This is a genomic window from Streptomyces sp. NPDC107471, from assembly GCF_055582845.1.
On record NZ_JBVJPC010000009.1, the window covers coordinates 221,921 to 234,230 of the forward strand.

11 protein-coding genes are annotated in these 12,310 nt (G+C 71.8%); 8 read left to right on the forward strand and 3 right to left on the reverse strand.

Annotated features, from left to right (window positions below):
• The first annotated feature begins 174 nt into the window (after positions 1-174).
• From ACZ66S_RS29140 to pgfA, 3 genes are all read left to right on the forward strand, one after another.
• The gene (locus tag ACZ66S_RS29140; RefSeq protein ID WP_469904514.1) at positions 175-1,914 is read left to right on the forward strand and encodes a lytic transglycosylase domain-containing protein; all 1,740 of its coding nucleotides are present in this window, start codon (positions 175-177) and stop codon (positions 1,912-1,914) included.
• A 147-nt stretch (positions 1,915-2,061) separates the two neighbouring features.
• Positions 2,062-2,196 carry an SPW_0924 family protein gene (locus tag ACZ66S_RS29145; RefSeq protein WP_106409822.1) on the forward strand — a complete coding sequence of 45 codons (135 nt, stop codon included), beginning with the start codon at positions 2,062-2,064 and terminating at the stop codon, positions 2,194-2,196.
• A gap of 16 nt (positions 2,197-2,212) precedes the next feature.
• Positions 2,213-3,196, forward strand: a complete 984-nt coding sequence (gene pgfA / locus ACZ66S_RS29150; RefSeq protein WP_469904515.1) for a cell envelope lipid trafficking protein PgfA — start codon at positions 2,213-2,215, stop codon at positions 3,194-3,196.
• Here pgfA and hrpB read toward each other — a convergent pair.
• Together hrpB and ACZ66S_RS29160 are read right to left on the reverse strand one after the other, a co-directional pair.
• Positions 3,186-5,711 (reverse strand): ATP-dependent helicase HrpB, encoded by a 2,526-nt coding sequence (hrpB, locus tag ACZ66S_RS29155; RefSeq protein ID WP_469904516.1) that lies wholly within the window; start codon positions 5,709-5,711, stop codon positions 3,186-3,188. The genes pgfA and hrpB overlap by 11 nt on opposite strands.
• Positions 5,712-5,748: 37 nt before the next feature.
• On the reverse strand, positions 5,749-6,585 hold the full coding sequence (locus tag ACZ66S_RS29160; RefSeq protein WP_469904731.1) for a class I SAM-dependent methyltransferase: 837 nt from the start codon (positions 6,583-6,585) through the stop codon (positions 5,749-5,751).
• 365 nt (positions 6,586-6,950) lie between these two features.
• On the opposite strand from ACZ66S_RS29160, the gene rpsA reads away from it, so the two are divergent.
• The 4 genes from rpsA to ACZ66S_RS29180 all read left to right on the forward strand — a co-directional run bounded on the left by rpsA (position 6,951) and on the right by ACZ66S_RS29180 (position 10,745).
• Entirely contained in the window at positions 6,951-8,459 is a 1,509-nt protein-coding gene (gene rpsA / locus ACZ66S_RS29165) for a 30S ribosomal protein S1 (RefSeq protein ID WP_020120009.1), read from the forward strand.
• A 267-nt stretch (positions 8,460-8,726) separates the two neighbouring features.
• Positions 8,727-9,665 carry a PAC2 family protein gene (locus ACZ66S_RS29170; protein WP_469904517.1) on the forward strand — a complete coding sequence of 313 codons (939 nt, stop codon included), beginning with the start codon at positions 8,727-8,729 and terminating at the stop codon, positions 9,663-9,665.
• 31 nt (positions 9,666-9,696) lie between these two features.
• The gene (coaE, locus tag ACZ66S_RS29175; RefSeq protein WP_469904518.1) at positions 9,697-10,314 is read left to right on the forward strand and encodes a dephospho-CoA kinase; all 618 of its coding nucleotides are present in this window, start codon (positions 9,697-9,699) and stop codon (positions 10,312-10,314) included.
• 50 nt (positions 10,315-10,364) lie between these two features.
• Entirely contained in the window at positions 10,365-10,745 is a 381-nt protein-coding gene (locus tag ACZ66S_RS29180) for a tetratricopeptide repeat protein (RefSeq protein WP_031050570.1), read from the forward strand.
• 162 nt (positions 10,746-10,907) lie between these two features.
• On the opposite strand, the gene ACZ66S_RS29185 is transcribed toward ACZ66S_RS29180, so the two are convergent.
• A complete protein-coding gene (locus ACZ66S_RS29185; RefSeq protein WP_469904519.1) occupies positions 10,908-11,174 on the reverse strand; it encodes a DUF6343 family protein in 267 nt (88 codons plus the stop codon).
• Positions 11,175-11,248: 74 nt separating this feature from the next.
• Here ACZ66S_RS29185 and ACZ66S_RS29190 point away from each other — a divergent pair, with 74 nt between their 5' ends.
• The gene (locus tag ACZ66S_RS29190) at positions 11,249-12,148 is read left to right on the forward strand and encodes an acyltransferase domain-containing protein (RefSeq protein WP_469904520.1); all 900 of its coding nucleotides are present in this window, start codon (positions 11,249-11,251) and stop codon (positions 12,146-12,148) included.
• The last annotated feature ends 162 nt before the right edge of the window (positions 12,149-12,310 follow it).

A 12,310-nucleotide genomic window follows, 5' to 3' on the forward strand; every position in this document is an offset into this window, starting at 1 on the left:
AGGAAGTTGTCGTAGGGTCACACGGGTCACCGCGCTGGAGAGCTCGGTCGAACGTGCGAACCAGGAATTACCGCGCGTCCCAGGGGCAACCTCCAGGACGGTTCGACTGTCACTACTGGACGAGAGCGACAGACGGAAGAGGGCGCTCGGGCGTCCACAGGAGGGGTTCACTTTATGGCGGCGCAATTCGGCAGGAGGCTGCGCAAGGGAGCGGTGACCACCGCCGTGGCCGCGGCCGCGGTCGCGGCACTGTCCGCCTCCCAGGCCCCGGGGGCCACGGTCGACGACCACGGCAGATCCACCGCCGCCGACGCCCAGCCCACTCCCGACGCGGCGGCCACCGACGACGGCGCGACCGGCAACTCGCCCTATTACACGGACCTGCCGCCGCTGAACACCCCGAGCCCCGCGCCGACCGACGGCACCGCCACCATCTCCCCGGTCCAGTCCGAGGCGGGCATCCCGGCGACCGTCCTCGACGCCTACAAGAAGGCGGCGGCCGAACTCCAGGAGTCCAAGCCCGGCTGCAACCTGCCCTGGCAGCTCCTCGCCGCCATCGGTCAGGTCGAGTCGGGCCAGGCCCGCGGCGGCAAGGTCGACGCGGACGGCACCACGACCTCCAAGATCCTCGGCCCGCAGCTCGACGGCAACGGCTTCGCGCTCATCAAGGACACCGACAACGGTGCCTACGACGGCAACAGCGCCTACGACTCGGCCGTCGGCCCCATGCAGTTCATCCCGTCCACCTGGGCGTGGGCCGGCCGCGACGGCAACGGCGACGGCGTGAAGGACCCGAACAACATCTACGACGCCTCCCTCGCCGCCGGCCACTACCTGTGCCGCAACGGCTGGAACCTGTCGGACGCCGGCGACATGGAACAAGCGATCCTCAGCTACAACCCGTCGCGGGACTACCTCAACACGGTCCTGTCGTGGCTGGAGTACTTCCGCAAGGGCACCCACGAGATCCCCGACGGCACCGGCACCGTCCCGGACAGCCGCAGCGACGGCAGCACCGGCAGCGGCGGCTCGACCTCCTCCCCGTCCTCGCCCTCGACGCCGAACACGCCGAAGCCGAGCACGCCCGGCTCCCCGAGCACGACCCCGCCGTCGACCACGCCCCCGTCGGGGACCCCGACGACCCCGCCGCCCACGACGCCGGTCACCCCCACCCAGACCGTCGACCACCTGGAGGACTCGGGCACCGCGAAGCTCACCGCCACGGCGGGCGACGCGTTCACCGAGAAGATCAGCACCAAGGCGGAGAACGCGGCCGGCAAGGGCGTCGCCAAGGTCCGGATCCGCTACACGATCGTCGGCGACACCGACGCCACCTTCACCGGCGGCGAGAAGGTCGCCACCGCCCTCACCAACGCCTCCGGCGTGGCCACCGCGCCCGCGCTCCAGGCCGGCGAGACCACCGGCACCTTCGCGGTCCGCGCCACTCTCATCGGCCGTACCGTCACCGGCCCGATCTACTCGGCCACCGTCACCCAGCGCGTCGCCGACGCCCTCGTGCGCACCAGCGACACCGCGCCGACCTGCACCCCGGGCGGCCAGTTCGCCGACGCGATCCAGGTCAAGGCCACCTACAAGGGCGCCGCAGCCGACAAGGTCGCCGCCACCGCGACCCTGATCAAGTCGGCCGACGACGCGACCGCCAACGACAAGGGCCCCTACTTCAAGGACGCCGACGGCAAGACCGTCCGCACCCTGACGGGTCTGACGACGGACGCGGACGGCCTGCTGAAACTGCCGCAGCTCTACGGCGACGACACGACAGGCACCTTCGTGCTCCGCATCACCACCGCGGGCGGCGCGACGCTCGACGTGACGCTGACCGTGGCGGCCGCCACGGACACCTCCACCGACACCCCGGCGAGCCCCTCGCCCAGTCCCAGCGCGAGTTCGTAAGCACCGGACCCACCTCGGAGGGCGTCCTTTCCGCCACGGCGGACAGGGCGCCCTCCGTGCATGCGCGAGCTGTTCTCATCTCGCCCGCCCGTTGCTACCGTGCCGGGACCTGACGATGTATCAGTTCCTGAGCGCCGGGAGGTGGACATGCGCGCCCTCATCGCCGCCGCGACCGGTCTCGCCCTCGCGTTCGCGCTGGTCCTCACCATCACCGCACTCGGCACGCCGACCGGCGGGACGTCCCCGAAGCCGCTGCTGACCACGGTGCCCGCACACCCGTGACCCCCGGGAGGCCGAGATGCGCCGCAAGACCAGCCTGGTCCTGCTCGCCCTCGCCGTGTTCTTCGCGGCGCTGTCCCCGCTGCTGCGCTGGTACGCCTTCCCGCGCCTCGCGAAGATCCCCGCGAACCAGTACCAGGACATGGTCCTGGAGGCCAGGGACGCGACCCTCATCGACTACGGCTCGATGACCGCGAAGAAGGTCTCCAAGGTCACCATCGTGCAGACCCTCAAGGGCAACGTGGAGGCCTCCGAGAAGATCGAGAAGACGGCCGGGAAGGACGTCGTCGTCTGGGACGGCCTGTCCTACGTCGTCGGACCCGACGGCAGGATGGTCTCCAAGATCCCCGAGCGGTACATCTTCGACGCCCACACCCAGGACCCCGTGCACGCCACCGGCGAGATGGTCGACGGCGACCCCGTGAAACGCGAGGGCATCGAGTTCAAGTGGCCCTTCCTCACCGAGAAACGCGACTACGAGTACTTCGACGCCCAGGCCCGCACCTCGGCCCCCATCCACTACAAGGGCACCCAGGACTTCCGCGGCCTCGACGTCTACTACTTCGAGCAGACCATCCCCTGGACCAAGGTGCCCTTCCCGAAGACCATGCCGGTCCAGGGCATCACCCCCGAGTCCATCGCCGAGACCGGCACCACCCGCTGGTACACCACGGTCCGCAGGTTCTGGGTCGAACCCCTCACCGGCGCCCCCGTCTACGGCGAGGAACTCCACAAGGAGGAACTGCGCGGCGGCACCCTGCTCGGCGACCGCGACAAGGTGACGGTCTTCGCCGGCGACGTGAAGATGCGCGAGGACTACATCCGGCACACCGTCGACCTGGTCAAGTCGAACCGCACCCTCGTCCTCCTCATGACCTCGTACCTGCCGTGGGGCTTCCTGGTCCTGGGCGTCCTGCTGCTGGCGCTCGCGCTGCTGCTGGAGGCCCGCGGCCGCCACCCGGCCCCCGCGAAGGCCGACGAACCCGAACCGGTCACCGCCTGAGCCGCGCGGTGGTGTGCCGCGTCGGCTCCGCGCCCGCCGGGTCCTCCGGCCACGGATGCTTCGGATACCGGCCGCGCAGCTCCGCCCGCACGCCCTTGTAGCCGTCCCGCCAGAACGAGGCGAGGTCGGCCGTGACCGCGGCGGGCCGCCCGGCGGGGGAGAGCAGATGGACCAGAAGCGGCACACCGGCGACCCGCGGCGACTCCTGAAGCCCGAACATCTCCTGCAACTTCACCGCGAGGACCGGCTGTTCCGGCGAGCCGTAGTCGATCCGGATCCGCGACCCGCTCGGTACGGCGATCCGCTCCGGCGCCAGCTCGTCGAGCCGCGTGGCCTCACCGGAGGCCCAGGGCAGCAGCCTGTGCAGCGCCTGCCCGGCGTCGATGCGCGCCAGGTCGGCCCGGCGCCGGGCACGGCCCAGCTCGGGCTCCAGCCACTCGTCCACGCGCGCGTGCAGCGCCTCGTCGCAGACCTCGGGCCACGGCTCGCCGAGGTGGTGGCGCAGGAACGCCAGCCGCTGCCGCAGGAGCCCGGCGTCGGGCGTCCACCGCAGCAGCCGCAGCCCGTCCTGGCGCAGCCCTTCCAGAAGGGCCTGCCGTACGAGCGCGGGGTCCGGGTCCCGCAGCGGCCGTACCGCGAGCTCGATCGCCCCGAGCCGCTCCACCCGGCGGGCCACGACGTCCCCGTCCGCCCAGTGCACCTCCTGCCGCTCGGAGAGCAGGGAGGCCGCCGCCGACCTGGCCGTGTCCTCGTCGATCACGGCGGCGAGCTGCACGCGTGCGTGCCCCTTGCCGACCGGACGGTCCGCGACCGCCACGGCGATCCAGGGGGCGCCGCGCAGCGGGGATCCGGCGGGAAGTTCGGCGCGGGTCCCGGAGGCCATGAGACAGGAGCCGCCGTCGGCCCTGGCCACGCGCTCGGGGAACGCCAGAGCGGCCACGAGCCCGGCGACCCCGTCCTCCCCGGGCGCCACCGGCCGGGGAGCGCCAGGGCCCTGCGGGCGCCGGGACTCCGACGCGAGGCCCCGCAGCCGGCGCACCTCCGTGCGCCACCGCCCCGCGTAGGCGTCACCTCCGCGCCGGGCGGCCCGCAACGCGCCCGCGAGGTCGTCCCCGTACTCCCGCGGCGCCTCCTCGCTCAGCAGCGCGACCACCTCGGCGGCACGCTCGCCGCCGACCGTCGCGGCCGCGTCCAGGAGCGCCCGGCCCACCCGCGGGTGCAGCCCCAGCCGGGCCAGTCGGACACCCCGCTCCGTGGCCTGCCCGGCCGCATCCACCGCGTCCACCGCCGCGAGAGCGGCCCGCGCGGCCGCCATCGCCCCGCCCGGCGGCGGATCCAGCAGCGCGAGACCGGACGCGTCCGGATCACCCCAGCAGGCCACCTGGAGCGCGAACGCCGTCAGGTCGGCCACCTTGATCTCCGGCGACGGGAACCGCGGCAGGCGGGCGTCCTCGGCCTCCGCCCAGCACCGGTACACCGCGCCCGGCGCCTCCCGCCCGGCCCGCCCCGCCCGCTGCCGCCCGGCGGCCTGCGAGGCCCGCACGGTCGCCAGCGCGCTCAGTCCGCGCGCGTGGTCCACACGCGGCTCCCGCGCGAGCCCCGAGTCGACGACCACCCGCACCCCCGGCACGGTCAGGGACGACTCCGCGACGGCGGTCGCGAGCACCACCCGGCGCCGCTCCCCGCCCGCCAGCACCGCGTCCTGCACGGCCGCCGGCGCCCGCCCGTGCACCTGGAGCACCTCCACGTCACCGAGACCGCCCAACTGCCCGGCCACGCGCGCGATCTCGCCCACCCCGGGCAGGAAGCACAGCACGTCCCCCGGCCGTTCGGACAGCGCCCGCCGCACCACCGACGCCACGTGCGTGAGCAGCGCGGGATCGACCCGCATGCCGTGCGGCGGCCGTACCGGACGCGCGGGCGGCGCCCAGACGACCTCCACCGGGTGCGAGACACCCTCCGCCTCGACGACGGGCGCGTCGCCCAGCAGCCGCGCCCAGCCCTGCGCGTCGGTCGTCGCGGACGCGGCCACCAGCCTCAGCTCCGGCCGCAGGGTCTGGCGTACGTCCCACAGGAAGGCCGCCGTGGTGTCCGCGTCCAGATGCCGCTCGTGGCACTCGTCGAGGACGACCACGTCGACGCCCGCGAGCTCCTGGTCGCGCTGGAGCCGCTGGAGCAGCACACCCGTCGTGACGACCTCCACGCGCGTGGACGCTCCGACCACCCGCTCGCCGCGCACGGTCCAGCCGACGCTCTCGCCGACCCGCTCGCCCAGCAGCCACGCCATCCGCCGGGCGGCCGCGCGGGCGGCGATCCGGCGGGGCTCGGCGACGACGACGCTCCGCGCGGGCGCCCCGGAGTCCAGCAGGCCCGCGAGGACCAGCGGGACGAGAGTCGTCTTGCCGGTGCCGGGCGGCGCCACGAGCACCGCGCTGCCGCGCCCCTCCAGGGCGTCGCCCAGCGCGGGCAGGGCACTGCGTACGGGAAGGGCGTCCAGGGCGTCGTAACGGATCACGTCCCCAGTGTCGTACGGCCGCGGCCGCCCTCGTACGTCAGTCCCGTTCGCACACGAAGATCGCCGAGCCCGGGATCAGGTTGCCGCGCAGCGGGGACCAGCCGCCCCACTCCGAGGTGTTCCAGGCCGGCCACTCCGGCTCCACCAGGTCGACCAGGCGGAAACCGCCGGCCACCACGTCACGGACCCGGTCGCCGATCGTGCGGTGGTGCTCGACGTAGACCGCGTGGCCCTCCTCGTCCTGCTCGACGTAGGGCGTGCGGTCGAAGTAGGAGGCGGAGACGGACAGGCCCTCGGGGCCGGGCTCGTCCGGGAAGGCCCAGCGGATGGGGTGCGTCACCGAGAAGACGAAGCGGCCGCCCGGGCGCAGGACGCGGCGCACCTCCTTGAGCACCAGCACGGGGTCGGCGACGAACGGCAGGGCGCCGTACGCCGAGCACGCCAGGTCGAAGGAGCCGTCCGCGAAGGGCAGCGCTCCCGCGTCGGCGCACACCAGGGGGAAGGAGGCGCCGATGCGCAGGGCGTGCTGGAGCTGGCGGTGGGAGATGTCCAGGGCGACGGGACGGGCGCCCTGCGCGGCCAGCCAGCGCGCGCACTGGGCCGCGCCGGCGCCGATCTCCAGGACGTCCCTGCCCTTGAGGTCCTCGGGCGGCCCGAGCAGCTCCGCCTCCACCTCGTCGAGACCCTCGGGGCCCCACACGAAGCGGTCGTCGCCGAGGAAGGTGCCGTGCTCGACCTGGTACTCGTCCGCGTTGCGGTCCCACCAGCCACGGTTGGCGCGGGCGCTCTCCGTGACGTCCGCCTCACGGCGGGTGGCCTGCGAGTCGGCATCCGGGCCGGACTCCTGCGGGTGTGATGCGGGCTCTTGGATGATCGGCTCCCTCGTCGTACTCTTCCGTCCAACCCGTCGCGGCGGCCGTCATAAATGGGGCGCCGTCACGCGCGCGTGGCCTCGTGAGACAGGTTTTGTGCCGGGTATGCGGCGATCCGCCCCGGGTGTGCGCCTTCGCGCATTGACCCTGTCCGGCTGCCCCCGTATGCTACAAGTTGCGCTGCGGGCCTGCGCTCCTCAGACGTAGCAGGCTGCGCTCGCATCTGTTGTATGTCCCCTCGGTTGTCGAGGCGCCACCAGTGGTTTTGTGTGGCGCTTCCTTGGCTGTCCGGCTTCTTCAGAGCGAAACAGGCTCCCGGCGTAAGCAGTACCTACGACTCACTGTCCGTACCGGAGCCCTTTCCCACATGACGAGCAGCACCGAGACCACCTCTACCACTCCGCAGGTAGCGGTCAACGACATCGGTAACGAGGAAGCCTTCCTCGCCGCGATCGACGAGACGATCAAGTACTTCAACGACGGCGACATCGTCGACGGCGTCATCGTGAAGGTCGACCGGGACGAGGTCCTGCTCGACATCGGTTACAAGACCGAAGGCGTTATCCCGAGCCGCGAGCTCTCCATCAAGCACGACGTCGACCCCAACGAGGTCGTCGCCGTGGGCGATGAGATCGAGGCCCTTGTTCTCCAGAAGGAGGACAAGGAAGGCCGCCTGATCCTCTCGAAGAAGCGCGCCCAGTACGAGCGTGCCTGGGGCACCATCGAGAAGATCAAGGAAGAGGACGGGATCGTCACCGGTACCGTCATCGAGGTCGTCAAGGGTGGTCTCATCCTCGACATCGGCCTCCGTGGCTTCCTGCCGGCCTCCCTCGTCGAGATGCGTCGTGTTCGCGACCTCCAGCCTTACGTGGGCAAGGAGCTCGAGGCCAAGATCATCGAGCTGGACAAGAACCGCAACAACGTGGTCCTGTCCCGCCGCGCCTGGCTCGAGCAGACCCAGTCCGAGGTTCGCCAGACGTTCCTCACGACCCTGCAGAAGGGTCAGGTCCGCTCCGGTGTGGTCTCCTCGATCGTCAACTTCGGTGCCTTCGTGGACCTGGGTGGCGTCGACGGTCTGGTCCACGTCTCCGAGCTCTCCTGGAAGCACATCGACCACCCCTCCGAGGTTGTCGAGGTCGGCCAGGAAGTCACCGTCGAGGTCCTCGACGTCGACATGGACCGCGAGCGTGTCTCCCTGTCGCTGAAGGCGACCCAGGAAGACCCGTGGCAGCAGTTCGCCCGCACCCACCAGATCGGCCAGGTCGTGCCCGGCAAGGTCACGAAGCTGGTTCCGTTCGGTGCGTTCGTCCGCGTGGACGAGGGCATCGAGGGTCTGGTCCACATCTCCGAGCTGGCCGAGCGCCACGTGGAGATCCCGGAGCAGGTCGTCCAGGTCAACGACGAGATCTTCGTCAAGGTCATCGACATCGACCTCGAGCGCCGTCGCATCAGCCTCTCGCTGAAGCAGGCCAACGAGGCCTTCGGTTCCGACCCGGCCTCGGTCGAGTTCGACCCGACCCTGTACGGCATGGCCGCGTCGTACGACGACCAGGGCAACTACATCTACCCCGAGGGCTTCGACCCCGAGACCAACGACTGGCTCGAGGGTTACGAGTCCCAGCGTGAGGTGTGGGAGAACCAGTACGCCGAGGCGCAGACCCGCTTCGAGCAGCACCAGCAGCAGGTCATCAAGTCCCGCGAGGCCGACGCGGCTGCTGCCGCCGAGGGCGGGGACGCCGCCGGTGCGGCTCCGGCCGCGGGTGGCGGCGGCGGTGGCGGTTCGTACTCCTCCGAGGGTGCGGACACCTCCGGCGCGCTGGCTTCCGACGAGGCGCTCGCCGCGCTTCGCGAGAAGCTTGCCGGTGGCCAGAGCTGAACGCTTGCCGCTGAGGCTTAGCCGGTAACTCGGTAACTGAGGGGCCGTACCTTTCGAGGTGCGGCCCCTCGGTGTTGTCCTCGCTCGTAGTTCGGCTGCTCGGCCGGTGGGGGCTGGGCGCGCAGTTCCCCGCGCCCCTTCGGGGGCGCGTTGCGCTTCAGGCCCGCCATGAAAAGGGCCCAGATGTTGGCTGATCAGGTGCTCGGGTGGGAATGCCGCTGTTCCAGGGCGTGTTGAAGCGTATGAACACGAGGAGGAGCGGTCACTGTGCTTGATCCGCAGGGTTTGTACGCATGGGAGCCCAAGGGCCTCGCCGTCGTCGACATGGCGCTCGCGCAGGAGTCGGCCGGTCTGGTCATGCTCTACCACTTCGACGGATACATCGACGCGGGCGAGACCGGCGACCAGATCGTCGACCGGCTGCTCGACTCGCTGCCCCACCAGCTCGTGGCCCGGTTCGACCACGACCGGCTCGTGGACTACCGCGCCCGCCGCCCGCTGCTCACCTTCAAGCGCGACCGCTGGACGGACTACGAGGAGCCCACCATCGAGGTGCGGCTCGTCCAGGACGCCACCGGAGCGCCCTTCCTGCTGCTGTCGGGCCCGGAGCCGGACGTGGAGTGGGAGCGCTTCGCCGCGGCCGTCCAGCAGATCGTGGAACGGCTCGGGGTCCGGCTGTCCGTGAACTTCCACGGCATCCCCATGGGCGTCCCGCACACCCGCCCCGTGGGCCTCACCCCGCACGGCAACCGCCACGACCTCGTGCCCGGCCACCGCAGCCCCTTCGACGAAGCCCAGGTGCCCGGCAGCGCGGAGGCCCTGGTCGAGTACCGGCTCATGGAGGCCGGGCACGACGTCCTGGGCGTCGCGGCGCACGTCCCGCACTACATCGCCCGCTCGCCCTACCCGGACGCCGCCCTGACCGTCCTGGAGGCCATCACGTCCGGCACCGGACTGGTCCTGCCCGGCATCGCGCACGCCCTGCGCACCGACGCCCACCGCACCCAGACCGAGATCGACCGCCAGATCCAGGAGGGCGACGAGGACCTCGTGGCTCTGGTCCAAGGCCTTGAGCACCAGTACGACGCGGCGGCCGGCGCGGAGACCAGGGGCAACATGCTCGCCGAGCCCGTGGACATCCCGTCGGCGGACGAGATCGGCCTGGAGTTCGAACGCTTCCTCGCGGAGCGGGAAGGCGACAACTGACCCGCGGCACCGAGCGTCTAGGCTTCCGGTCATGCTGAAGGTGGGCCTGACCGGCGGTATCGGCGCCGGCAAGAGTGAGGTGTCGAGGCTCCTCGTGGAGCACGGCGCCGTCCTGATCGACGCGGACCGCATCGCACGCGAGGTCGTCGCGCCGGGCACGCCCGGCCTCGCCGCGGTCGTGGAGGCCTTCGGCGAGGAGGTGCTCGCCGAGGACGGCAGCCTCGACCGGCCCAGGCTGGGCTCCATCGTCTTCGCCGACCCCGACCGGCTCGCCGTACTGAACTCCATCGTCCATCCCCTGGTGGGCGCCCGCTCCCAGGAACTGGAGTCCGCCGCCGCCGAGGACGCCGTCGTCGTCCACGACGTCCCGCTCCTCGCGGAGAACGCCCTCGCGCCGCTCTACGACCTCGTCGTCGTCGTGGACGCGAGCCCCGAGACCCAGCTCGACCGGCTGGTCCGGCTGCGCGGCATGACCGAGCAGGACGCACGCGCGCGTATGGCCGCCCAGGCGACGCGCGAGAAGCGCCTGGAGATCGCGGACCTCGTGATCGACAACGACGTACCCCTCGATGAGCTGCACCGACGGGTGCGGGAGGTGTGGGACGAGCTCGTGCGCCGGGCCCGTGCCACCGGGGCGCCTCAGGAATAGCGTCCCCCCGTCCGGGCGTTGAACCCTTCCAGTGAGGGAAGGACTGTGCCGTGCCCGAGATCAGCGGATCGACCGGACGTACTCCGGAGACGCATGTCATCGACTACCGCGCAGCCGAGCAGTTGCTCTCCGCGCGGGACCCGCGGGGCGCGGTGAAGCTGCTCGACTCCGTCATCGCCGCCCACCCGGAGAACACCGCCGCCCGGCTGCTGCGCGCGCGAGCCTTCTTCGCCGCCGCGCAACTGCGCCCCGCCGAGCTGGAGTTCACCATCGTCCTGGAGCGCGAGCCGGACAACGCTTTCGCCCACTTCGCGCTCGCCCGCACCTATGAGCGACAGGGGCGGCCCGACCAGGCCAGGCGCCACTTCCGCCTCGCGGCCGCGCTGGACCCGAACCCGGAGTTCCTGAAGGCGGCCCGCTTCGACTCGTGACGGGGCTGTGCGGCGCGGAGGGGTGTCTGATCGGTTGCCGGGGCATGCAGGGGTGCCTGCGGGGCGCGGTGGCTGCCGGGACGGCTCCCAGATGCTCCATGTTGGCTTCGCGGTTGTCTGCTGGGGCCGGCGGTGGAGGCTCTCCTTCCGTCCGCGGTGGGACTACCGGGGGCGGCTCTCCGGTGGGCGGTACGGCGGGACGTCGGGGCCCGGCTGGTAGTGCGGGCCCTGGCGGATGTGCCGCAGGATCATCGTCGTGTCGACGGTGATCACCAGCCACAGCACACCGCAGGCGATCGCCCACCCGGGGCGACCGGCCAGTGCGAACGCGGCCGTGCCGAAGATCGCCCAGACCAGTCCCCACACGCTCAGCCAGAACCGCGCCCGCAGTGCGCTGCGCGCTGTCGTCGGCTCACTGCCCGTACGCATCGGGATCACCACTCCTCCCTTGCAACGTACTCTTCGGAACAGACGCCGACCACAGGGCCGAACAGGGGGACCGCGTGCTGCCGGACGCCGACGAACTGGCCGAGGTGCTGGTGGAGCTCGCCGTACCGCACGAGGACGTCAACGAACTCGTGCGGATGGGCCGACGGGTCATGGACGACCCGGAGCTGCGGCGGTTCCTGGAGCACTCCGTGGACGAACTGGTCCGGGACATAGGCAAGGCCGACGACCCGGTCGTCCTGCCCGAGCTCGACTGGCCGGCCGGCGCCCTCCAGCGCTGCTTCCCCGCCTACGTGTTCGTCGCGGCGCTGCCCCACACGCGCGCGTACCACCGTTCACGCGGCATCCCGGACGAGGTGTCCCGGCGCACCCTCGCCGACCTAGGGCGGAACATGGCCGTGCACCGCAGGCGGTACGGCAGGGCGGGCGTGCAGTCACCGGGCTGGCTGACCCGGCACGCGCGGGGCGAGCTGTACCAGTTGGGGCGACTCCAGTTCGAGCGGACGCGGTACGGGGTGTGGAACAGCCGATCGCTCGCGGCGGCCGGACTGGACCTCGCTCCCGGGACACCCTGTCTGAGCCTGCACATCCCCGACTTCCTCGGCCCGCTGTCACCGGCGGCCTGCGATCGCTCGCTGGCCCTGGCAGCCGAGTTCTTCGCCCGCCACTTCGCGGACGAGCCGTACCGTGCCGCGCTGTGCCATTCCTGGCTGCTCGACGCGCAGTTGAAGGAGTACCTGCCCGCGGACTCCAACATCGTCCGCTTCCAGGAACGCTTCCGGATTGCCCCCCAGGACCCTGAGCCGGAGGACACCGAGCCGGTGCAGTTCGTGTTCGGCGACCCGGACCTGCCCCCGGAGACCCTGCCGCGGCGAACGGCGCTGGAACGGGCTGTGGGGGATCACCTGCGGGGTGGAGGGCACTGGTACATCGGGCATGGGTTCTTCTGGCTGTAGGGCGGGGGCGGCTCCGCCGGGGCCGACGGGCGAGGGCTCGGCTGTGGGTGGGCGTCAGCGATTTGCCTAGGGGCGGGCGAGGTCATTCCGCCAGTGGGCCGGGCTTCGGTGGTTCTGTCGGAGGGCGGACGCCGGCGGTAGCGCGTGGCTGGTTCTCCCGTC